This window comes from Bacillus sp. FSL K6-6038 (assembly GCF_038050455.1).
GTDB classification, from domain to species: Bacteria; Bacillota; Bacilli; order Bacillales; family Bacillaceae_G; genus Bacillus_A; species Bacillus_A pseudomycoides.
Genome location: NZ_JBBOUH010000004.1, coordinates 17,603 through 41,183 on the forward strand (window position 1 = coordinate 17,603; position 23,581 = coordinate 41,183).

24 protein-coding genes and 1 tRNA gene are annotated in these 23,581 nt (G+C 36.0%); 3 read left to right on the forward strand and 22 right to left on the reverse strand.

The features are described from left to right. Positions 1 to 11: 11 nt before the first annotated feature. The 12 genes from NSQ40_RS29135 to NSQ40_RS29190 form a co-directional block, all read right to left on the reverse strand. Positions 12 to 87 (reverse strand) — tRNA-Lys (locus tag NSQ40_RS29135). 153 nt (positions 88 to 240) lie between these two features. After that, positions 241 to 1,530, reverse strand: a complete 1,290-nt coding sequence (locus tag NSQ40_RS29140) for an adenylosuccinate synthase (RefSeq protein WP_003202567.1) — start codon at positions 1,528 to 1,530, stop codon at positions 241 to 243. A gap of 215 nt (positions 1,531 to 1,745) precedes the next feature. Continuing rightward, a complete protein-coding gene (gene dnaB / locus NSQ40_RS29145) occupies positions 1,746 to 3,107 on the reverse strand; it encodes a replicative DNA helicase (RefSeq protein ID WP_003202566.1) in 1,362 nt (453 codons plus the stop codon). Positions 3,108 to 3,134: 27 nt separating this feature from the next. Further along, complete coding sequence (gene rplI, locus NSQ40_RS29150) at positions 3,135 to 3,581, reverse strand: 50S ribosomal protein L9 (RefSeq protein WP_018764827.1); 447 nt, start codon at positions 3,579 to 3,581, stop codon at positions 3,135 to 3,137. Beyond that, positions 3,578 to 5,551, reverse strand: a complete 1,974-nt coding sequence (locus NSQ40_RS29155) for a DHH family phosphoesterase (RefSeq protein ID WP_098100964.1) — start codon at positions 5,549 to 5,551, stop codon at positions 3,578 to 3,580. Before NSQ40_RS29155 ends, rplI begins: the two co-directional genes overlap by 4 nt. Positions 5,552 to 5,703: 152 nt before the next feature. Continuing rightward, positions 5,704 to 6,642, reverse strand: a complete 939-nt coding sequence (locus NSQ40_RS29160; RefSeq protein WP_003202592.1) for a YybS family protein — start codon at positions 6,640 to 6,642, stop codon at positions 5,704 to 5,706. Positions 6,643 to 6,722: 80 nt separating this feature from the next. Then, positions 6,723 to 6,956, reverse strand: coding sequence for a 30S ribosomal protein S18 (gene rpsR, locus NSQ40_RS29165; RefSeq protein WP_000918874.1), 234 nt, complete (start codon positions 6,954 to 6,956; stop codon positions 6,723 to 6,725). A 45-nt stretch (positions 6,957 to 7,001) separates the two neighbouring features. Further along, positions 7,002 to 7,514: a single-stranded DNA-binding protein gene (ssb, locus tag NSQ40_RS29170; protein ID WP_016112819.1), complete on the reverse strand. Its 513-nt coding sequence runs from the start codon at positions 7,512 to 7,514 to the stop codon at positions 7,002 to 7,004. Between the two features lie 27 nt (positions 7,515 to 7,541). Beyond that, positions 7,542 to 7,832 (reverse strand): 30S ribosomal protein S6, encoded by a 291-nt coding sequence (gene rpsF, locus NSQ40_RS29175; RefSeq protein WP_003209337.1) that lies wholly within the window; start codon positions 7,830 to 7,832, stop codon positions 7,542 to 7,544. A 192-nt stretch (positions 7,833 to 8,024) separates the two neighbouring features. Further along, positions 8,025 to 9,125, reverse strand: a complete 1,101-nt coding sequence (ychF, locus tag NSQ40_RS29180) for a redox-regulated ATPase YchF (RefSeq protein ID WP_006096782.1) — start codon at positions 9,123 to 9,125, stop codon at positions 8,025 to 8,027. A 115-nt stretch (positions 9,126 to 9,240) separates the two neighbouring features. Further along, positions 9,241 to 9,438 (reverse strand): DUF951 domain-containing protein, encoded by a 198-nt coding sequence (locus tag NSQ40_RS29185; RefSeq protein WP_003202584.1) that lies wholly within the window; start codon positions 9,436 to 9,438, stop codon positions 9,241 to 9,243. A gap of 20 nt (positions 9,439 to 9,458) precedes the next feature. Further along, positions 9,459 to 10,340: a mechanosensitive ion channel family protein gene (locus tag NSQ40_RS29190; protein WP_003202583.1), complete on the reverse strand. Its 882-nt coding sequence runs from the start codon at positions 10,338 to 10,340 to the stop codon at positions 9,459 to 9,461. Positions 10,341 to 10,612: 272 nt separating this feature from the next. Between NSQ40_RS29190 and yyaC the strand changes: the two genes are divergently transcribed. Beyond that, positions 10,613 to 11,209 carry a spore protease YyaC gene (gene yyaC, locus NSQ40_RS29195; RefSeq protein WP_003202581.1) on the forward strand — a complete coding sequence of 199 codons (597 nt, stop codon included), beginning with the start codon at positions 10,613 to 10,615 and terminating at the stop codon, positions 11,207 to 11,209. 20 nt (positions 11,210 to 11,229) lie between these two features. On the opposite strand, the gene NSQ40_RS29200 is transcribed toward yyaC, so the two are convergent. From NSQ40_RS29200 to rpmH, 10 genes are all read right to left on the reverse strand, one after another. Next, entirely contained in the window at positions 11,230 to 12,081 is an 852-nt protein-coding gene (locus tag NSQ40_RS29200) for a ParB/RepB/Spo0J family partition protein (protein WP_018782455.1), read from the reverse strand. Then, on the reverse strand, positions 12,074 to 12,835 hold the full coding sequence (gene soj / locus NSQ40_RS29205) for a sporulation initiation inhibitor protein Soj (RefSeq protein ID WP_003202576.1): 762 nt from the start codon (positions 12,833 to 12,835) through the stop codon (positions 12,074 to 12,076). The genes NSQ40_RS29200 and soj overlap by 8 nt, the downstream gene beginning before the upstream one ends. Positions 12,836 to 13,024: 189 nt before the next feature. Next, positions 13,025 to 13,897: a nucleoid occlusion protein gene (noc, locus tag NSQ40_RS29210; RefSeq protein WP_003209340.1), complete on the reverse strand. Its 873-nt coding sequence runs from the start codon at positions 13,895 to 13,897 to the stop codon at positions 13,025 to 13,027. 105 nt (positions 13,898 to 14,002) lie between these two features. Next, on the reverse strand, positions 14,003 to 14,722 hold the full coding sequence (rsmG, locus tag NSQ40_RS29215) for a 16S rRNA (guanine(527)-N(7))-methyltransferase RsmG (RefSeq protein ID WP_098158859.1): 720 nt from the start codon (positions 14,720 to 14,722) through the stop codon (positions 14,003 to 14,005). A gap of 21 nt (positions 14,723 to 14,743) precedes the next feature. Further along, positions 14,744 to 16,633, reverse strand: coding sequence for a tRNA uridine-5-carboxymethylaminomethyl(34) synthesis enzyme MnmG (gene mnmG / locus NSQ40_RS29220; RefSeq protein WP_003209342.1), 1,890 nt, complete (start codon positions 16,631 to 16,633; stop codon positions 14,744 to 14,746). A 45-nt stretch (positions 16,634 to 16,678) separates the two neighbouring features. Further along, on the reverse strand, positions 16,679 to 18,055 hold the full coding sequence (gene mnmE / locus NSQ40_RS29225; protein WP_003202594.1) for a tRNA uridine-5-carboxymethylaminomethyl(34) synthesis GTPase MnmE: 1,377 nt from the start codon (positions 18,053 to 18,055) through the stop codon (positions 16,679 to 16,681). A gap of 237 nt (positions 18,056 to 18,292) precedes the next feature. Then, a complete protein-coding gene (gene jag, locus NSQ40_RS29230; RefSeq protein ID WP_018764823.1) occupies positions 18,293 to 18,910 on the reverse strand; it encodes an RNA-binding cell elongation regulator Jag/EloR in 618 nt (205 codons plus the stop codon). After that, a complete protein-coding gene (gene spoIIIJ, locus NSQ40_RS29235; RefSeq protein ID WP_018764822.1) occupies positions 18,907 to 19,674 on the reverse strand; it encodes a YidC family membrane integrase SpoIIIJ in 768 nt (255 codons plus the stop codon). The genes jag and spoIIIJ overlap by 4 nt, the downstream gene beginning before the upstream one ends. Before the next feature lie 58 nt (positions 19,675 to 19,732). Continuing rightward, the gene (rnpA, locus tag NSQ40_RS29240) at positions 19,733 to 20,080 is read right to left on the reverse strand and encodes a ribonuclease P protein component (RefSeq protein WP_016112830.1); all 348 of its coding nucleotides are present in this window, start codon (positions 20,078 to 20,080) and stop codon (positions 19,733 to 19,735) included. A 76-nt stretch (positions 20,081 to 20,156) separates the two neighbouring features. After that, positions 20,157 to 20,291 carry a 50S ribosomal protein L34 gene (gene rpmH, locus NSQ40_RS29245; RefSeq protein ID WP_000831901.1) on the reverse strand — a complete coding sequence of 45 codons (135 nt, stop codon included), beginning with the start codon at positions 20,289 to 20,291 and terminating at the stop codon, positions 20,157 to 20,159. A gap of 563 nt (positions 20,292 to 20,854) precedes the next feature. Here rpmH and dnaA point away from each other — a divergent pair. Together dnaA and dnaN are read left to right on the forward strand one after the other, a co-directional pair. Next, a complete protein-coding gene (dnaA, locus tag NSQ40_RS29250; RefSeq protein WP_003194153.1) occupies positions 20,855 to 22,195 on the forward strand; it encodes a chromosomal replication initiator protein DnaA in 1,341 nt (446 codons plus the stop codon). 178 nt (positions 22,196 to 22,373) lie between these two features. After that, the gene (gene dnaN, locus NSQ40_RS29255; protein ID WP_098158858.1) at positions 22,374 to 23,519 is read left to right on the forward strand and encodes a DNA polymerase III subunit beta; all 1,146 of its coding nucleotides are present in this window, start codon (positions 22,374 to 22,376) and stop codon (positions 23,517 to 23,519) included. The last annotated feature ends 62 nt before the right edge of the window (positions 23,520 to 23,581 follow it).

Here is a 23,581-nt window from a genome sequence, read left to right on the forward strand (position 1 = left end):
GAAAAATAAAATGGTGAGCCATGAAGGACTCGAACCTTCGACCCTCTGATTAAAAGTCAGATGCTCTACCAACTGAGCTAATGGCTCATACTCACCAACGTCATATTTTCGTGACGACAAGGGTTATCATAACATAATAACTTTTGTTTTTGCAATACCTTTTTTATATTTTTTTATACAAGATAAGAAAAAACTCATGTTTACATGAGTTTTTTCTTAAATAAACCAATTTTATATCAATTAAACACCGTATACGTTACGAACGATGTTTGTTTGATTACGATCTGGACCAACAGAGAACATAGATAGTTGGATACCTGTTAATTGAGACACACGCTCTACATAATGTCTTGCATTTTCAGGAAGCTCCTCTAATGATTTTACACCAGTAATATCTTCTGTCCAACCTGGAAGCTCTTCATATACAGGCTCACATTTTGCTAAAATGTTTAAGTTTGCTGGAACTTCATCCAGAACTTCTCCATTATACTTATATGCAATACAGATTTTCACAGTTGGAATACCTGTTAATACGTCGATAGAGTTTAAAGATAAATCTGTTAAACCACTCACACGGCGTGCATGTCTTACAACAACGCTGTCAAACCAACCTACGCGACGTGGACGACCTGTTGTTGTACCATATTCACGACCAACTTCACGAATTTGATGACCAATTTCATCATGCAGTTCAGTAGGGAATGGACCGTCACCAACACGGCTTGTATAGGCTTTACATACACCTACTACACGATTGATTTTAGAAGGACCAACTCCAGAACCGATTGTTACACCACCAGCAACTGGATTAGAAGATGTAACGAATGGGTACGTACCTTGGTCAATATCAAGCATTACGCCTTGTGCACCTTCAAATAGTACGCGACGTCCTTCATCTAATGCATCATTTAATACAACGGATGTATCGCATACGTATTGTGCGATTCTTTGACCATATTCAAAGTACTCTTCAAAGATTTCATCTGCATTAAAGCCTTCTGCATCATACATTTTTTCAAATAGACGATTTTTTTCTGCTAAATTACGTTCAAGCTTTTCTTTAAATGCTTCACGATCTAAAAGATCAGCCATACGAATACCAACGCGAGCAGCTTTATCCATGTATGCTGGACCGATACCTTTTTTCGTTGTACCGATTTTGTTATCACCTTTACGCTCTTCTTCTAACTCATCTTGTTTTAGGTGATAAGGTAAAATAACGTGCGCACGGTTACTAATACGTAAATTATCAGTGCTTACACCACGATCGTGTAAGTATTTTAATTCTACAAGTAATGCTTTTGGATCTACTACCATACCGTTTCCGATAACACAAATTTTTTCTTTATAGAAAATACCAGATGGAATTAAGTGTAGTTTATACTTAACACCGCCGAAAACAATTGTATGTCCTGCGTTGTTTCCACCTTGATATCTTGCAACTACTTCCGCATGTTCAGAAAGGAAATCAGTAATTTTACCTTTTCCTTCATCGCCCCACTGTGTTCCTACAACTACTACTGAAGACATTATTCAAGCACCTCCGCAATTTTCAAACGAACTTTTCAAACAATATAATTGTACCAAAATGAAAAGAGAAGTCAATTTAAAAACGAACATTTTTTTATCTTTTATCAATTTCGTTCGTAAGAATTCTTTATTCACACGATGAAAGCCCTATTTTTTATTCATAAAAAAAGAAACACATCTTATTATAAGAAATGTGTTTCTTTTTTATACTTCTACTATGCCGGTGGCGCATGTCCATCGTCAAAACGTCGCTCTAAGTTTACGAATTTGTTAAATTCCTTCACGAATGCGAGCTCTACAGAACCTACTGGACCATTACGTTGCTTGGCAATAATAATTTCAATCGTGTTTTTATTTTCCGTTTCGCGATCATAGTAATCTTCACGATACAAGAATGCCACAATATCGGCATCCTGCTCAATACTTCCTGATTCACGAATATCAGACATCATCGGACGTTTATCTTGACGAGATTCAACACCACGAGAGAGCTGAGATAAAGCAATAACAGGAACTTGTAGCTCACGCGCAATTCCTTTTAATGTACGGGAAATTTCAGATACTTCCTGCTGACGGTTTTCACCAGATTTCCCACTACCTTGAATAAGCTGTAAGTAATCGATTAAAATCATTCCAAGTCCCTGTTCTTGCTTTAATCTGCGGCATTTCGCACGAATTTCACTAACTCGAATTCCTGGCGTATCATCAATATATATTCCAGCATTCGAAAGACTTCCCATTGCCATTGTCAGCTTTGCCCAATCATCTGAAGTTAACGAGCCAGTACGAAGCCTTTGTGCATCAATATTTCCTTCTGCACAAAGCATACGCATAACAAGCTGATCAGCACCCATCTCTAAACTAAAAATTGCCACATTTTCATCTGTTTTAGTTGCCACATTCTGCGCGATATTCAGTGAAAATGCCGTTTTTCCCACTGAAGGACGAGCTGCCACAATGATTAAATCGTTACGTTGAAATCCCGCTGTCATCTTATCTAATTCAGTAAATCCAGTTGGTATTCCTGTAACTTCACCTTTTTGATTATGCAAAAGTTCAATTTTATCATAAGCATCTACAAGAACATCCTTAATATTTTGGAATGCCTTTGCATTTGTCTGATGTGATACTTCTAATATTTTTTTCTCCGCCTCATTTAAAAGACCTTCCACATCATCTTCTCTCTCATATCCATCTGAAACAATATGAGTTGCCGTTCGAATCAAACGGCGTAACAGTGATTTTTCAGCAATAATGCGTGCATAATATTCTACGTTGGCCGCTGTCGGAACAGCCTCCGCTAATTCAGCTAAATAAGAAACACCACCAACTTCTTCTAACAACCCTTGATCAGCAAGCGCTGCTGTTGCGGTAACTAAATCAATAGGTTCTCCTTTATCAGATAGTTTAAGCATAACTTCAAAAATCTTTTGGTGTGCTGTTCGATAGAAAGATTCCGGCATTAGCAGTTCTGAAGCTGAAGTTAATGCATCTTGATCAAGAAATATCGCACCTAAAACCGCTTGCTCAGCCTCTATATTATGCGGAGGGGTACGATCAGCAAATACGTCACTCATGCGCAATCCTCCTTGCCTAACTTATTTTTATTGTTCACTAACATGAACTTTTACTGTCGCTGTTACTTGTGGATGTAATTTCACAGTTACGTTTGTATATCCTAATGCACGAATTGCATCGTCCATTTCAAACTTACGTTTATCAAGCTTAATATTATGTGCTTTTTGCATCGCATCTACAATTTGTTTACTTGTAATAGAACCAAATAAACGACCACCTTCACCAGACTTTGCTTTTAATTCTACAGTTAATTTCTCTAGAGTTTCTTTTAACTCTTTCGCATTCTCAAGTTCAGCCGCTGCATCTTTTTCTTCTTTACGTTTTTGTGCTTCTAACGTTTTCATGCTGCTATTTGTTGCTTCCGCAGCTAATCCTTGTTTTAGTAAGAAGTTATTTGCATAACCATCTGGTACGTTCTTTATTTCTCCTTTTTTCCCTTTACCTTTTACGTCTTTTAGAAAAATTACCTTCATGATTGTGTGCCTCCCTGTAAATAGTCATCAATAACAAATTGAAGTTTATCTTGAGCTTCATCTACTGTTACATTTTTCATTTGTGTAGCTGCATTCGTTAAATGTCCGCCGCCACCTAGATTTTCCATAATTAGTTGCACGTTTACTTCGCCTAAAGAACGCCCACTAATTCCAATGAAGCTTTCCCCACGTTTCGCAATGACAAAAGATGCGATTACTCCTGTCATTGTCAGCAACGTATCAGCTGATTGTGCGATTAATACTTGATCATAATATTCATCGCCGTCTACTTTCGCAATTGCAATTCCATTTTTATAAATGTAAGCATTTTGAATTGTTTTTGCAACTCGTAAATACTGCTCCATATCTTCTTTTAACAATTCTTGTACAAGTACTGTATCCGCTCCATGCGAGCGTAGATACGAAGCTGCATCAAATGTACGGGCACCTGTCCGGAATGTAAAGCTTTTCGTATCCACTATAATCCCTGCAAGTAATGCTGTAGCTTCTAACATTGTCAGTTTCAAACGTTTCGGCTGATATTCAAGAAGTTCCGTCACAAGTTCAGCTGTCGAAGACGCATATGGCTCCATGTACACAAGAAGAGGATCCTCAATAAATTCCTCACCACGGCGATGATGATCAATCACAACTACATTTTCAATCTTATGCAAAAGCTTTTCCTCCATCACCATTGATGGTTTGTGCGTATCAACAACGACAAGCAATGAATCGTCTGTTGCAAATTCTATAGCCTGCTGTGGTGTAATAAAACGAGACCATAAATCCTCATTTTGCTTTACCTTATCCATTAAACGTTTAATACCTTTATCAGAGTCATTCTCGTCTAGTACAATGTACCCTTCACGCTCATTCAACTGTGCTACTTTTAAAATTCCAATGGCCGCCCCAATTGCATCCATATCAGGAGCTCTATGACCCATTATAATAACATTACTGCTCTCTAATACTAAATCTTTCAATGCATGAGAGATAACCCGTGCACGTACACGCGTGCGTTTTTCCACTGGATTTGTCTTGCCACCATAAAATTTCACTTTACCTGTCGCTTGTTTAATCGCAACTTGATCTCCACCTCGCCCTAAAGCAAGATCTAAACCCGATTGTGCCATCGCACCAAGCTCTGATAAAGATAAGTCGCCTGATCCTACACCAATACTTAATGTAAGTGGAATATTTCGTTTTGATGTTTCTTCACGCACTTGATCTAAAATATCAAACTTTCCTTTCTCCATTTGTGCCAGAATACTTTCATTTAACACAACAAAGAATCTCTCTGAAGAAGCTCGTTTTAAATATGCACCGTATTTGATAGCCCACTCATTTAGACGTGATGTCACAAGACTCGTGATGTTCGTACGCAATTGGTCATCCAAACCTTGTGTAACTTCATCATAGTTGTCCAAATAAATAATCGCGAGAACTGTACGCTGATCCTCATACATTTTTTCAATTTCTGTTTGCTCTGTTACATCGAAGAAATAAATTAACTTTTCTTCTTTCCTTACAAACACACGAAACTTACGATTATTTAAAGATACAATATCATCCGCAGTTTCTCCTTTAATAAAGAGGAGTAATGTTTCTGATACATCATACAAATGCCATCCTGCTAAAGAGTGTTGCCCCAAACAAGAGGACAAATAAGGATTTGCCCAATCAATTCCATAATCCTTATTGTATAACAAAATACCAATTGGCATTTGATTAAACGCTTCATTACTTACTTTCTTTACTCTTGTAATCATATCCGTTGTATACTTTTCAAAATTCCTCTGAAAGGCTAGCTCAAATCGAATTACAAAAAAGAGAACAATACAAAAAATAAAAAAAGCGGCCATTCCCATTATCCAGTGCAAATAACCGAGAATGGTAATAAGCACAAGCATAAAAAAAGCTAATACATAAACAGGATATAAAAACCGCTGTCTCTTATAAAATTCAGGCATGTACCCAACTCCTATAAAGTAAAACTAACACAAATAGGAAATCATTCAATTTCCATCAATGGTCAGTTGAACAGATTAAACGCCCCAAAGTTAAACTTCCATTAAAAGCTTACGTCATATAATAAGCTCATATATCCTTCTCTCGTCTTTGCTTATTTTGGTTGTATTTTAGAACGTAACGAAAAGCCTAAATCAATTATACCTAAGATTGTTACTAGTGGAAACAACATTGGAATAATCATACATACGATAAAACTGAGAATAGGGATCGCTTTTGCATAACCTTTTACATGCGCAAAGAAGGCTATAAATGAAAAACCCTGGAATAGGAGCAGCAATGAAAAGATGGCATATAGATTAGAAAATGCCATATACACATATGAATCTGATTCCACCTTCATAAATGTTGAAAGTAAAATAAATACTACATAATACCAGACAATGCTTTTTGGCAATCGCATATCCCTAAACTTAGGCCATGGCTCTATCGCATACTTTAATCTCTTTAAAACATTCCCCGCTATTAATACTGTAATCCAAGAATATATTAAAGAAACCATTACAAGCAAACTTGGCAGAAGAATTCGAAGCATATCACTAAATTGCCCTAATAAATCTTTTTGCTCTTGGTTAATTGGCGCACCTGCTGCCTTCATTATTTTTTCACTTTGTTCCATTCCTTGTTTGAACATATCTTGCATTTCCTTAAGAAAATCTATGTTAAAAAATTGTATACTCGCTACATAAACTAGTACAAAATTAAGCAAATATACAAGCGTTCCTACCAATAATATTTCTGCTGGTCCTTTTTTCTTCTTATACATATATCCTAAAGAGATGCCTATTATGCCTGACATGAATGTATTCACAAGACTAAGTGGCGAACTAATAATGATAGTAACAAGAATCGATGCTCCAAACAGCATACATGTACTAGAAAACGGATACCTTACCATAAACAATAGAAAAGGCAATGGAAGTGCAAATATTGCAACCATACTTATAACAGGTACATACAAGAACGTTAAAAGTAAAACTGCATATACAGCTAACAAAACTGCCCCTTCTGTAATAAGCCTTGTACGTTTCATCTTTTACCTCCTATTTCTAAAAAGAAAAGCATAGCAAAATGCACAGTAGAGTCCGACTCTACTGTGCATTTCATACGCTATTATTCACCAACATATGGTAAAAGTGCCATTTGACGAGCACGTTTAATTGCAACTGTAAGTTTGCGTTGGTATTTTGCGCTTGTTCCTGTTACACGACGAGGTAAAATTTTACCACGCTCAGAAACGAAACGTTTTAATAAATCAACATCTTTATAGTCAATGCGAGTGATGCCGTTAGATGTGAAGAAACACACCTTACGACGTTTCGCACGTCCACCTTTGCGTCCTGCCATGTCTATTTCCCTCCATTCTTTGTTAAAAATAACCGATCTATACCATTAGAATGGTAAATCGTCGTCCGAAATATCAATCGGTTGACCTACATTTGAAAATGGATCGTCATTCTTCGTAAATCCAGAGTTACCTGAGTTACCTGAATTACCAGATTGACCAAATGGGTTAGAGCCTTGGTTACCGTAACCAGCTCCTGATGGTTGCTGATTGAATGAACCACGTTGCTCCCCACCGCCATTACGCGGCTCTAAAAATTGTACGCTCTCCGCAAGAACCTCTGTTACATATACACGTTTACCATCTTGTCCCTCATAATTACGAGTTTGAAGACGTCCATCTACGCCTGCTAAGCTACCTTTTTTCAAATAATTCGCCACGTTTTCTGCTTGTTTACGCCATATTACACAATTAATAAAGTCAGCTTCACGCTCACCTTGTTGATTTGCAAATGCGCGATTTACAGCTAACGTGAAAGTAGCTACCGCAACACCATTGGGCGTGTAACGTAAGTCAGGGTCCTTAGTTAAACGACCAACGAGGATAACACGATTCATCAATCGAACCACTCTCCCTATATATCTTAATTATTTTTCTTCTTCTTTAACAACGATGTGACGAAGGATATCTTCGTTGATCTTAGCTAAACGATCGAATTCTTTAACAGCTTCTGCATCAGAATTTACGTTTAAGATCATGTAGAAACCGTCACGTAAGTCGTTGATTTCGTAAGCTAAACGACGCTTACCCCACTCTTTTGTGTTAATGATTTCTGCACCATTGTTAGTTAAAACGCCTGCGAAGCGCTCAACTAAAGCTTTTTGAGCTTCTTCCTCCATGTTTGGACGGATGATGTACATGATTTCGTACTTTTTCATTACACTTTCACCTCCTTTTGGTCTAAACGGCCCATAATGGGCAAGGAGCAATTAATTATATAGTAATTACTCACGAGTTTAGATTATATCATAGTAAGTTAGATGAATCAACTAACCAATAAATAAAAAACTTGGCAAACATATGATATATTTGCCAAGTTTATATCCCTATTTTTCCTAGGAAATATAAAATTACACGTTAAAGCGGAAGTGCATAACATCTCCATCTTTTACGATATACTCTTTTCCTTCTAAACGTACTTTTCCAGCTTCTTTAGCTGCTGTCATAGAACCGTTCTCCATTAAATCATCATATGAAACTGTTTCAGCACGAATAAATCCACGTTCAAAGTCTGTATGAATAACACCAGCACATTGTGGTGCCTTCATACCTTTCTTAAACGTCCATGCACGTACTTCTTGTACACCAGCTGTGAAATAAGTAGCTAAGCCTAATAAATCGTATGCAGCACGAATCAGCTGATCTAAACCTGATTCTTCAATGCCTAACTCTTCAAGGAATACTTTTTTCTCTTCCTCATCTAACTCAGCAATTTCTGATTCAATTTTTGCACAAACAACAATTACTTGTGAATTTTCATTTGCCGCAAATTCTTTTACCATCTGCACATATTCATTTTCAGATGGATCCATGATATCATCTTCACTTACGTTTGCTACATAAAGCATCTCTTTCGTCGTAAGCAAATGAAGACCTTTAACAATTTTCATTTGTTCTTCTGTAAACTCAACAGTACGAGCTGGTTTTCCCGCTTCAAATGCTTCTTTTAAGCGAACTAAAATTTCGTGCTCATATACTGCTTCTTTATCCTTTTGTCTTGCTAATTTCGCTACACGTTCAATACGTTTATCAACAGATTCTAAATCTGCTAAAATTAGCTCTAAATTGATTGTTTCAATATCATCAATTGGATCTACTTTTCCTGAAACGTGTGTAATATTTTCATCCTCAAAACAACGAACAACTTGGCAAATTGCGTCTACTTGGCGAATATGAGATAAGAATTTGTTTCCTAATCCTTCACCTTTACTTGCACCTTTTACGATACCTGCGATATCAGTAAATTCAAATACAGTTGGAACAGTTTTTTTCGGTTCTACTAGTTCCGTTAATTTATTTAAGCGTTCATCTGGTACTTCTACAATCCCTACGTTCGGATCAATTGTACAGAATGGATAGTTTGCAGATTCTGCTCCCGCTTGTGTAATTGCATTAAATAATGTTGATTTCCCTACGTTAGGTAAACCAACAATCCCAGCCGTTAATCCCATATTTTTCACTCCTATGTCTCAATCTTCCATCATTATAGATAGTAACGAATAAAATGACAAGTTCCCTAAAAGTTCAAAAAAGTAACAGCTGCCTGAAGCAGCTGTTACTTCTTCTCTATTCTTCATGCTTTACAAGAATTTTTTTCACCTTGCGATCAAACTCTCTTCGAGGAATCATTACCGAATGGCCACATCCCTCGCACTTAACGCGGATATCCATTCCCATACGAATAATTTTCCAACGATTTGCACCACATGGATGGGCCTTCTTCATTTCCACAACATCGTACAAGTTATATTGCTTTTGCTCCACTCTCTAAACCCCTCTCACAACTAATTTGCTTTCTCACTAACCATTTCTTCACGATTATATAAGACCATACGTGGATATGGAATTTCAATGCCATGTAAATCAAGACGATTTTTAATCTCTTTACGAAGGGCTCTAGCAATAGCCATATGTTTCATTGGTTCTACTTCAGAGACAACACGTAGTACAACTTCAGATGCAGCAAGTGTTTGAATTCCTAATAATTCTGGTTTTGCTACCATTTCTTCATATCTTTCAGGTAATTCCTCTAATAAATCTTCAATTACCTGTTCTGCTCGTGCTATATCACCTTCATAGGAAATTGATATATCAACAAAAGCTACACTATTACTAATGGAAAAGTTCGTTACTTGCGTAATACCACCATTTGGCAAAATATGAATTTCCCCTGTCCAGCTTTTTATCTTTGTTGTACGTAATCCAATTTCTAAAACTACACCTTCAAATTGACCGATACGAACATGGTCACCTACCGAAAACTGATCTTCTAATAAAATAAACAATCCTGTAATAACATCTTTTACTAAGCTTTGAGCACCAAAACCGACTGCTAAACCGATTACCCCAGCCCCAGCTAGTAAACCTGATGCATTAATGTTAAATACGCCTAAAATCGCTATTAACATTATGAACATAACAACGTATGCCACAATGTTTTCAAGCAATTTCGCTACTGTAACTGTACGACGCTCTGAGATTTGAATTGGTGAACGACTTCCCATACGGAATGCATTTCTTACAATTGCTCTAGCAATACGTACTACTACTGCACCAAGTACTAAAATTATCAATATTTTTAATGTTGCCATTCCGACATAAGCCCAACGATCTGAATCTAATAAATATCTCTTGGTAGCTTCGAATCCTTGTGTTAATACATCCATATACTTCTACCTCTCCGATAAAAATTTCTTTTTCATTCATTCTTTATTGTATCAGAAGTTTTCTCCATTTCTGAAAAAAAATTTATTGCTGCATTTGCATTTGTTCACTTTGATTCAGGTATAAAATGTAATGAATATATATATACTAGTACTATTATTTCCTGTTTTATAAACGGCTTGCAAAAATAAAGAACTTATAATTTTCCATATTACATTTTTTTCAATAAAACTTTACAGTGAATCATAAAATTTATCAGAAGGATGGATGATTCATGAATATAGGGAATTTCCGCTTACCTTTTTTTGAAAAAGAATCACAAAATATTATGCATCACGATTTAGAGGCTTGTACAACAATTAGTGATTTTCTTCTCTCACATATACCTATTAGTCAAAATACCCCCCTCAGCCTAATTTGCATAGGAACAGATCGTTCAACCGGTGACGCCCTTGGCCCACTAGTCGGATCTAAACTAGAACAAATGAACATTCAAAATTTCCACGTATTCGGCACACTTGATGAACCAATCCATGCGTTAAATCTCGAAGATGAAATTCAGAATATACAAACTTTAATTCCTGATTCTTTTATTATTGCCATTGATGCTTGTCTTGGAAAATCACAAAGTATCGGTTCCATAACTGTTGGTGAAGGACCTAGTAAACCTGGTGCAGCAATGAACAAAAAGTTACCTGCAATTGGCGCGCTACACATACATGGTATCGTAAATTTAAATGGTTTCATGGAATTTTTTGTCTTGCAAAATACAAGATTAAGCCTCGTTATGAAAATGGCGGACGTTATTGCCCAAAGTATAAAGGAAACAGATCAGAAATTATCCGTATTAAAAAAGGCAAACCATCTATAAATAAAAAGATGGTTTGCTTTTCAGTTTTCCCCAGATAATAATTCTAAAATGCGATTTAAATCTTCCTTATCGAAAAATTCTATTTCAATTTTCCCTTTTTCTTTCTTTGTTTCTTTAATTTTTACACCTGTTCCAAACTTTTCTCTTAACAATGTTTCGCGCTCTTCGAAAAATATATTTCGCTCTCGCTTCACTGTCTTTGTTTCACGTGAAACGCGTTGATGAATCTGTTGAACAATTTGCTCTAGCTGTCTAACATTCAATCCTTCTTTTTCAATACGCTTTAATAAAGACTTTAGCTGTTCTTCATCTTTTATTGTAAGTAATGTCCGTCCATGTGCCATGGATAGACTTCCATTCGCAATCATTTCTTGAACAAATAAAGGAAGTGTAAGCAACCGAACATAATTAGCAATATATGGCCTACTTTTTCCAAGGCGCTTTGCTAATTGCTCTTGAGTTACATTCAACTCATCCATTAGCATTTGATATGCCAAAGCTTCTTCCATTGGATTTAAATCTTCACGTTGTAGATTTTCTAACAAAGCAAACTCCATCATTTGCTGTTCATTTAATTCTCGAACGACAGCTGGCACCTTTTCAAGGCATGCTTCTTTTGCAGCACGGTATCTACGTTCACCAGCAACGATTTCATATCCTTTAATACTTTTCCTTACGATTAAAGGCTGTAAAATACCATGTTCTTTAATAGATGCTGCCAGTTCTTGAATAGCTTCTTTTTGAAAGTTTTTACGCGGTTGGTAGGGGTTTGGCCTTAATTCAGTTAGTGCAATTTCCTGAATTTTTTCTTCCTCTCTCACATCTAAATCTGGAAAAAAAGCATTAATCCCTCTTCCTAATCCTTTAGCCACCAGCAATCACTTCCTCTGCTAAATCTATATACACTTCTGCACCTCTTGATTTAGCATCATACTGCATAATTGGTTTTCCATGACTTGGTGCTTCACTCAAACGAACATTGCGCGGAATAATAGAACGATATACTTTATCTCGAAAATATTTCTTCACTTCATCTATAACTTGAATCCCTAAATTTGTACGTGCATCTAGCATCGTTAATAGTACACCTTGAATTGCTAAATTTTTATTTAAATGCTTTTGTACAAGTCGAACTGTATTCAGTAATTGACTCAATCCTTCCAATGCGTAGTATTCACACTGAACTGGAATAATAACAGAATCTGCTGCCGTTAGTGCATTAATTGTTAATAAGCCTAAAGATGGGGGACAATCAATAATAATATAATCATATTCATTACGGATTGGCTGCAAAGCCCTTTGTAAACGAACTTCCCGGGAAATGGTCGGTACCAGTTCAATTTCAGCACCTGCCAATTGAATTGTAGCAGGTAGAACATCTAAATTTTCAGTTGCGGTTTTTTGTATAACCCCTTGAACATCAGCATCTTCCACAAGAACATTATAAATACATTGATCTAATTCCGACTTTTCAATTCCTACACCTGTCGTTGCGTTCCCCTGAGCATCAATGTCAATAAGCAATACTTTTTTTCCTACCTGTGCCAATCCAGCTCCTAGGTTAACAGACGTTGTTGTTTTCCCTACACCGCCTTTTTGATTAGCAATAGCAATGATTTTTCCCATGATGTCACCTACTTTCAACCTTTCTGTCTTATTCTGAAAATAATTATGTTTATTGTAACATGAAATGAAAATTTTTCTTTTGCATCCTTATTAAACTTCAAAATTTATTCCAAAACTCCTTCTTCATTTAAGAAGAAAAATATAGGAAAAGAGATCTCTCCAAAGGATGAGATCTCTTTCAAATATGAATTATTTTTTTTTAGGAATCTTAATTGTGATCTGATAGTACTCATCAAATTCTTCTTCTTCAGAGTTTACTTTCAGTCCACTATTTGTAACCATTTGTAGCGATTGTCTAATTGTATTCATTGCAATTCGCATATCACGACTTACCGCTTTCTGTTTTGCCTTTCGCTTTGGTTTTACTTCTTCCAATAGCTTAGCAATGCGTTCCTCAGTCTGTTTTACATTCAATTGTTTTTCTACAATTTCTTGTAAAACTTTCAACTGTAATTCTTCATTTTTTAAAGGGATAAGGGCACGGGCATGACGTTCTGTAATACTCTTTTCTAGCAATGCTCGTTTAATTTCTTCAGGCAACTTTAATAATCGCAACTTATTTGCGATTGTTGATTGTCCTTTTCCGAGCCTCTGCGCTAATGCCTCTTGTGTTAAATTATGTAACTCAATTAGCTTTTGATAAGCAACAGCCTCTTCAATTGCTGTTAATTCCTCACGTTGCAAGTTCTCAATGAGAGCAACAGAAGCTGTTTCCGTATCATTTAAGTTTTTAATAATCGCTGGAACTTTTTCCCACCCTAATTTCGTTGCAGCACGAAAACGTCTTTCCCCGGCAATAATTTCATACTTATCTTCTTCATATTTCCTGATAACAATTGGTTGAATGAGTCCATGTGTACGAATGGTTAACGCAAGTTCGTCAATACGCGCGGCATCAAAAACTGTACGTGGTTGATAGCGATTGGGAATGATATTTGCTATCGGAATTTCTTGTATTTCTTCATGTATCTTTTTATCTATTTCTTCATGGCTTTCGTTTTGTAATTCGAATTCGCTCTCTTTATCTCCAAAGCCAAATAAACGAGAAAACGTATTTTTCATACATATTCCACCACCTTTGGGCCTATTGAATGTCCTACACAGAAATGTTTCCTATGAAACATTTACGTTTTCATTTATATAATTTAATCTTACGTCTAATAAGATTTATTTTTCAATAGGTAATTTATTGGGTGTCCCTGGCTTACGCGGATATTTCTTTGGTGTTTTGCGCTTTTTCACGATTGCTAAAATATTACGTTCACTTTCTTCAAATGGTAATTGGAAAGTAGAAATCTCTTTTAGTTCACCGCCAAGTATTTCTAAAGCATACTTACCATTTTCAATCTCTTCATTGGCAGCTGCACCTTTCATAGCGATAAATGTCCCACCTACTTTTACAAGAGGTAAACATAACTCACTCAATACAGAAAGACGTGCTACCGCACGCGCCATCACGATATCAAATGATTCACGTACACCTTCTTTTTTCCCAAATGTTTCAGCACGATCATGACAAAACGCAACATCACTTAGCTCTAATTTTTGGGCTAAATGATTTAAAAAATTGATACGTTTTTGCAATGAATCTACAATCGTTACTTTTAAATGCGGGAAACAAATTTTCAATGGCATACTTGGAAATCCTGCTCCTGCACCGACATCACAAATAGAAAATGGCTTTGAAAAATCATTATAAAAAGCAGCTGTAATCGAGTCAAAAAAGTGTTTTAAATACACTTCTTCTTTCTCTGTAATAGCTGTTAAATTCATTTTCTCATTCCATTCTACTAATGTTTCAAAGTAGATTTCAAATTGCTCTAATTGCCTAGGAGAAAGGTTAATTCCTCTTTCTCCTAGCATAGATTGAAATTGTTCTATGTTCATCTTGCCATATCTCCTTATTATTTATTGGTTCGATACTCGCGCAATTTTTCCTTGTTCAATATACACAAGTAAAATGGAAATATCAGCTGGATTTACTCCGGAAATACGGGATGCTTGCCCCATAGAAAGAGGACGAACATCTTTTAATTTTTGTCTTGCTTCAGAAGCGATTCCAGAAATCGCATCATAATCAATATCAACAGGAATCTTTTTGCTTTCCATTTTCTTCATACGTTCTACTTGTTGTAAGGATTTTTCAATATATCCTTCATACTTAATTTGAATTTCTACCTGCTCTGCAATTTCATCGTGTATTTCCACTTCACTTGGCGCAAGAATACGAATATGTTCATACGTCATTTCCGGACGACGTAGTAAGTCACTTGCACGTATTCCATCCTTTAATTCACTTCCACCAACACTGCGAATTAATTCTTGCACTTCAGGACGTGGTTTAATAATAATGCTTTCTAAACGTAATTTTTCTTGTTCAATCTGTTCCTTTTTCACAGTAAAACGCCCGTAACGCTCTTCTGGAATTAAGCCAATTTCTTGGCCAATTTCTGTTAAACGAAGATCGGCATTATCATGACGCAATAATAGACGGTATTCAGCACGGGATGTTAAAAGACGATATGGTTCGTTTGTCCCTTTTGTCACAAGATCATCAATTAAAACACCAATATAAGCATCTGAACGACCTAAAATAACCTCTTTCTTCCCTAGAGAGCGACATGCTGCGTTAATTCCGGCCATAATTCCTTGTCCTGCTGCTTCTTCGTAACCAGACGTACCGTTAATTTGACCTGCTGTATATAAATTTTTAATTTTTTTCGTCTCCAGTGTCGGCCACAACTGAGTTGGTACAATTGCATCATATTCGATCGCATAACCTGTACGCATCATCTCAACATTCTCTAAACCAGGAATCGTTTTAAGCATTTCACGCTGGACATCTTCCGGTAAACTTGTTGACAAACCTTGTACATATACTTCCTGTGTATTACGACCTTCCGGCTCTAAGAAAATTTGATGACGCGGTTTATCGTTAAATCGCACCACTTTATCTTCAATTGAAGGACAGTAACGTGGACCTGTTCCTTTAATCATACCAGAATACATAGCTGAACGATGCAAGTTTCGATCAATTAAACGATGTGTCTCTTCACTTGTATATGTTAACCAACATGGAATTTGATCCATAATAAATTTTGTAGTTTCAAAAGAAAATGCACGTGGTTTTTCATCACCCGGTTGAATTTCCGTTTTACTATAATCAATTGTATTGCTATTCACACGAGGAGGCGTACCTGTTTTAAATCTGACAAGATCAAAGCCAAGTTCCTCTAGATGCTCAGATAATGTGATAGATGGTTGCTGATTATTCGGACCACTTGAGTATTTTAAATCGCCCATGATAATCTCACCACGTAGGAATGTACCCGTTGTAATTACAACTGTTTCCGCTGTATATTCAGCACCTGATTGTGTGATTACACCTTTACATACATCATCCTCAACAATTAGACGCTCTACCATTCCTTGACGTAATGTTAAATTTGGCGTTTCTTCAATTGTTTTCTTTAATTCGTGTTGATATGAAAATTTATCCGCTTGTGCACGAAGAGCGCGTACAGCTGGACCTTTTCCCGTGTTTAACATACGCATTTGGATGTGAGTTTTATCAATGTTTCGTCCCATCTCACCGCCTAATGCATCAATCTCACGTACAACAATCCCTTTCGCTGGTCCACCAACAGAAGGGTTACATGGCATAAAAGCAACCATATCTAAATTAATTGTTAACATTAATGTTTTTGAGCCCATTCGTGCTGCTGCAAGCCCAGCTTCACATCCTGCATGACCTGCACCGATTACTATGACATCGTAAGAACCGGCATTGTATCCCATTATTATTCCTCCTAAAATTATCTATCCTTCTAAAACAGCTATATGTTATTTTCCTAAACAAAATTGAGAAAATAATTGGTCGATTAAGCTTTCATGAACAGTATCACCAGTAATTTCACCAAGGATTTCCCACGTTCTTGTTAGATCGATTTGAACCATATCAATTGGCACACCGTTCTCTATTGCCTCAATAGCATCTCCAATTGTCTTTTCCGCTTGTGTTAATAAACCGATATGTCTCGCATTAGAAACATACGTCATATCTGCTGACTCAATTGTTCCTTCAAAGAATAGATCTGCTATCGCTTTTTCTAGCTCATCCACACCTTTTTCTTCAATTAGCGACGTTGTGATCATACGATTTTTACCTGCTAATTCTGTAACACGTTTCATATCAATTTGCTTTGGTAAATCCGTTTTATTTACAATGACAATAAAGTCTTTTCCTCGCACTGCACGGAATAAGTCTTCATCTTCATTTGTTAATGCTTCACTATAGTTTACTACAATTAGAACTAAATCAGCCTGTCCCATCATTTCTTTTGATCGTTCTACACCGATTCGTTCAACAATATCTTCAGTTTCACGGATTCCCGCCGTATCAATAAGTTTAAGTGGCACACCACGCACATTGACATACTCTTCAATTACATCGCGCGTTGTTCCTGCTATATCTGTCACAATCGCCTTTTTCTCTTGCACGAGACTATTTAATAACGAGGATTTCCCAACGTTCGGTCTTCCGATAATTGCTGTTGCAATTCCTTCTCGTAAAATTTTCCCTTGCTTAGATGTCTCCAATATTTTTTTAATTTCACCGCGAACATGTGTGGCTTTTTCAATTAAAATATTGTGCGTCATTTCTTCGACATCATCGTATTCTGGATAATCTATATTTACTTCTACATGAGCTAATGTTTCTAAAATTTCCTGACGAAGGCGACCGATTAATTTAGATAATCGCCCTTCCATTTGATTCATTGCTACGTTCATCGCTCGATCTGTTTTCGCACGAATCAAATCCATTACAGCTTCTGCTTGCGATAAGTCAATACGCCCATTTAAAAATGCACGCTTTGTAAATTCACCCGGTTCTGCCAAACGCACTCCTTGAGCCAAAATAAGTTGTAATACTTTATTTACAGAAACAAGACCACCGTGACAATTGATCTCTACAATATTTTCACGCGTAAATGTCCTTGGCGCTCGCATAATCGATACCATTACCTCTTCGATAACTTGATCTGTATCTAAATCAACAATATGACCGTAGTGAATCGTATGAGAAGAAACTGCCGTTAAATCTTTCCCTTTAAAAATGCGATTGACCTTTTCAATCGCATCCTCTCCACTTACTCGAACAATGGCAATTGCCCCTTCTCCAAGTGCCGTGGAAATTGCAGCAATTGTATCAAAATCCATGTCCTTTCACCTCACTTGCTTATTTCTCTCTATTTCAAATATGATTTTTTCTTTCACTAAACTATTAGGATACCATAACGAACCTATCTACAAAAGAATAATAACTCATTTTATTATGTCCTCATGTAAAAAACGCTAAACTTATTCACAGTGGATAAGTTTAGCGTTTTTTAGTTATCCACAATCTATTTTTCATAAATTAACAAGAAAAAAACCGGTACTCGAATGAGTAACCGGTTATTTGGAAGATATTACAACATGTCGATGTGGTTCTTTCCCTTCGGAAGTTGTAATTACATTTGGATGATTGGACAATGCTTGATGAATAATTTTTCTCTCAAAAGAAGGCATTGGTTCTAACACAACATTTTTTTTAGTTACCGTGACCTGTTTTGCTAATCGATAAGAAAGCGATTCTAACGTATCTTTTCTCTTACTACGATAGTTTTCAGCATCAATTGTAATACCAATATATTGCTTTGTACTGCGATTCGCAACAAGTTTTGTTAAATATTGTAAAGAATTTAATGTATGTCCTCTTTTTCCGATCAATACCCCTACATCTTTCCCAAAAAGTGTAAACTCAATTTCTCGACCCTTTACATTCTTCGTAATCATCACATCCACACCCATTTCCTGAACAACACTTTGTAAGTATTGCTCAGCTTCTTGAATGGGATCTTTCTTCATTACAACTTCCACGATAGCTGGACGATTCCCTATAAAACCTAGAAATCCTCTCTTTCCCTCATCAATCACATTCACGTCTACTTGATCCCTTGAAACTTTTAATTGTCTTAAAGCATCTTGTACTGCCAGCTCGACTGTTTGTCCTTTAGCAGTAATTATACTCACTTGCTTGATCCTCCTGCCTTACTAGCCTTAATTTCAGGCCCTTTGATCATATACATTTGAGCGATACCAAAGATGTTACCAACTACCCAATATAGTGATAATGCTGCTGGGAAGTTAATTGCAAAGACTAAAATCATGATTGGCATAAGCCAAATCATCATTGCCATTTGTGGATTTTGTCCAGCAGTACCTGCCATTGCAAGTTTTTGCTGAATAAATGTTGTGATTGCCGCAACAATTGGAAGGATATAGTACGGATCCGCATGTCCTAAATCAAACCATAAGAAGCTATGTTGCTTAATCTCTGCCGTCCTCATAATTGCATGGTAAAATGCGAATAAAATTGGCATTTGAATAAAAATTGGTAAACAACCCGCTAATGGATTTACACCGTGTGTTTTATACAACTGCATCATTTCTTGTTGTAACTTTTGCTGCGTCGCTTGGTCTTTAGAACTATATTTCTCTTTTAACTTCGCCATTTCTGGTTGCAATGCTTGCATTGCCTTCGTACTCTTCGTCTGCTTAATCATTAATGGTAACAATGCAAAACGAATGATAAGAGTTGTGACAACAATCGCTAAACCATAATTACTACCAAATAAGTTTGCAAAATACGTGATTAACTGAGAAAGCGGGTATACGAAATATTCATTCCAGATCCCTGTACTTTTCGGTGTAATCGGCTGATTCGTTTCATTACAGCCAGTAGCAATTGCCATTAAAGCAATAACCATGACTAGTAAGCCTATCTTTTTTTTCACAGCCTGCTCCTCCTTGTTTCGGTATGTATATAGTGTAATTCATTTTCCTTTTCCTACGCTACTTGTTTGTTATTTTAATACCAGAACGCTTAAAAGCATGAATTAAGCTTTTCTTCAATTGTTCGTATGTCATATCTGCACAAGGCTTCCTTGCTATTATAACAAAATCTTTTCCAGAATCTATCTCATCTTTTAATTCTGCAATCGATTGGCGAATCATACGCTTAATTCGATTACGTACTACTGCATTTCCTAACTTTTTGCTAACGGAAAGACCAATGCGAAAGTATGATTGCTCCGCTTTTTCAAGCTGATAGACCACAAACTGACGATTTGCATTTGATTTTCCATTTTGAAAAACAGCCTGAAATTCATCATTTTTCTTTATACGATTTTTTTTCTTCATATCAATTGACACTCCTGTATTTCATCAGCGGAAATTCATTATTACTAGAAAAAAAGACCACTGAACGATCAGTGGTCTACGCAGATAATACTTTTCTTCCTTTACGACGACGAGCTGCTAGCACTTTACGTCCGTTCGCTGTGCTCATACGGCTGCGGAAACCATGTACTTTGCTGCGCTTACGTTTATTTGGTTGGTAAGTTCTTTTCATTATATGACACCTCCCTGAGGAATATCTGTTAAAGACAGTCTTATAAATTATAGTTAATCAACTAGGAAAATGTCAATGGTTCTCTAAATTTTCATCAAATATTCATTTTGAACCTATTCACAATTTATTTCACAGCTGTTTTATTTCTTTGTGGATAATATATTTTTCATTTTTTTGTATCCACAAATTATTTTTTCACTTTTACACAGTATATCGTATTGTGGACAAGTTTATTCCACAAGGTATTGATTTTGTGGATAACTTTCTGAAATTCATTGCTATCGCTATCTTTTTTTGATATTATAGTTGTGTTTTCACCTTGAACAAGTTTTCCACAAGTTTAGTTTATCCACAAATTGTGCATAACATGTGGACAGTTATAATCACATGTGGGTAAACAGTTGTCCACATTTGTGTTTTTTGTCGAAAACTCTATCTCGTATACAAACGACGTTTTTAGGTTTTAAAATACGTTTCGTATAAATATACATTTCGTTATTTTGAGGTTGTACAATTGTTGCACAACCTTATTCTTTTACCATCTTTGTAAAGGAGGGACACCTTTGGAAAATATCTCTGATTTATGGAATAGTGCTTTGAAAGAACTCGAAAAAAAGGTCAGTAAACCAAGTTATGAGACATGGTTGAAATCAACCAAAGCACATGCTTTGAAAAAAGATATATTAACGATTACAGCTCCGAATGAATTTGCTCGTGACTGGCTAGAATCTCATTATTCAGAACTAATTTCAGAAACACTTTATGATTTAACAGGAGCAAAACTAGAAATTCGCTTTATTATTCCCCAAAGTCAAACTGAAGAGGAGATTGACTATCCTCCTGCTAAAAAGAAAAGAATAAATGATGAGTCTAATCACTTACCACAGAGCATGTTAAATCCAAAATACACGTTTGATACATTTGTTATTGGCTCTGGGAACCGTTTTGCTCATGCAGCTTCATTAGCAGTTGCTGAAGCACCAGCAAAAGCATATAACCCGCTATTTATTTATGGGGGAGTTGGGCTTGGAAAAACACACCTAATGCATGCAATTGGTCATTATGTCATTGAACATAATCCGAATGCTAAGGTTGTTTATTTATCATCAGAAAAATTTACAAATGAATTTATTAACTCTATTCGTGATAATAAAGCTGTCGATTTCCGTAATAAATACCGTAATGTCGATGTCTTGCTTATAGATGATATTCAATTTCTTGCTGGAAAAGAACAAACACAAGAAGAGTTCTTCCATACATTTAATGCGCTACATGAAGAAAGCAAGCAAATTGTAATCTCAAGCGATCGACCGCCAAAAGAGATCCCGACATTAGAAGATCGCCTTCGCTCCCGTTTTGAGTGGGGACTTATTACAGATATTACACCGCCAGATTTAGAGACGAGAATTGCGATTTTACGAAAAAAAGCGAAAGCGGAAGGCCTTGACATCCCAAATGAAGTCATGCTCTATATCGCAAATCAAATCGACTCGAACATTCGTGAACTAGAAGGTGCACTTATTCGAGTTGTTGCTTATTCATCTTTAATTAATAAAGATATTAATGCGGATTTAGCTGCCGAAGCACTTAAAGATATTATTCCAAATTCTAAACCAAAGATTATTTCTATTTATGATATTCAAAAAGCCGTTGGTGATGTTTTTCAAGTTAAACTAGAAGACTTTAAAGCAAAAAAACGCACAAAATCAGTCGCATTTCCTCGCCAAATTGCAATGTATCTATCACGTGAGTTAACAGATTCATCTTTACCTAAAATTGGTGAAGAATTTGGTGGACGTGACCACACAACAGTCATCCATGCGCACGAAAAAATTTCAAAACTATTAAAAACTGATACACAACTACAAAAACAAGTTGAGGAAATCAATCATATTTTAAAGTAGTAGCTGAATAGTGTGAATAACTTCCCTTGTTTTACACACAGTCTATCCACATGTAGATAGACTGTTTTTCCGTCTCTAAATGGAGTTATCCACATATCCACAAGCCCTATTACTATTACTACTATTTTTTTATATTTATTAAATAAATAAAATCTTATACTTGCCGGAGGTTTTCGCTATGCGTTTTACAATTCAAAAAGACTATCTTGTAAGAAGTGTACAAGATGTAATGAAGGCCGTTTCCTCTCGTACAACTATTCCCATACTTACAGGAATTAAAGTTGTAGTAACTGAAGAAGGTGTTACATTGACAGGAAGCGATGCTGATATTTCGATTGAATCTTTTATTCCAGTTGAAGAAAATGGAAAAGAAATTGTTGAAATTGCACAATCGGGGAGCATTGTTTTACAAGCAAAATATTTTAGTGAGATCGTAAAAAAATTACCAAAAGACACAGTAGAAATCTCTGTGGAAAATCATTTTATGACAAAAATAAAATCTGGAAAGTCAGAGTTTAATCTAAATGGTTTAGATGCTGCTGAATATCCATTATTACCACAAATTGAAGAACATCATGTATTTAAAATCCCGACAGATTTACTAAAACATATGATTCGTCAAACTGTATTTGCGGTTTCAAGTTCTGAAACTCGTCCGATCTTGACAGGTGTAAACTGGAAAGTGTATAACAGTGAACTGACTTGTATTGCAACAGATAGTCACAGGTTAGCACTTCGTAAAGCGAAGATTGAAGGTCATACAATTTCTGATGAATTTCAAGCGAATGTTGTTATCCCTGGTAAGAGTTTAAATGAATTGAGCAAAATTCTAGATGAGTCTGAAGAAATGGTGGATATTGTCATTACGGAGTATCAAGTATTATTCCGAACTAAACATTTATTATTCTTCTCAAGGTTGTTAGAAGGGAATTACCCGGATACAACACGTTTAATTCCGGCAGAAAGTAAAACCGACATATTTGTAAATACAAAAGAGTTTTTACAAGCAATTGATCGTGCTTCTTTACTAGCAAGAGATGGTCGCAATAATGTTGTGAAATTATCGACGTTAGAACAACAAATGCTGGAACTTTCTTCAAATTCACCAGAAATCGGAAAAGTAGTAGAGGAAGTTCAATGTGAAAAAATAGAAGGGGAAGAATTAAAAATCTCCTTTAGTGCAAAATATATGATGGATGCATTAAAAGCGTTAGACAGTACAGAAATTAAAATTAGTTTTACTGGAGCGATGAGACCATTCTTAATTCGTACAATAAATGATGATTCTATCATCCAATTAATTTTACCAGTTCGTACTTACTAAGCGAGAGTGAGGGTTACTAGTTTGAATATGCTAGTGGCCCTTATTTGATTTTCGGGGTATTA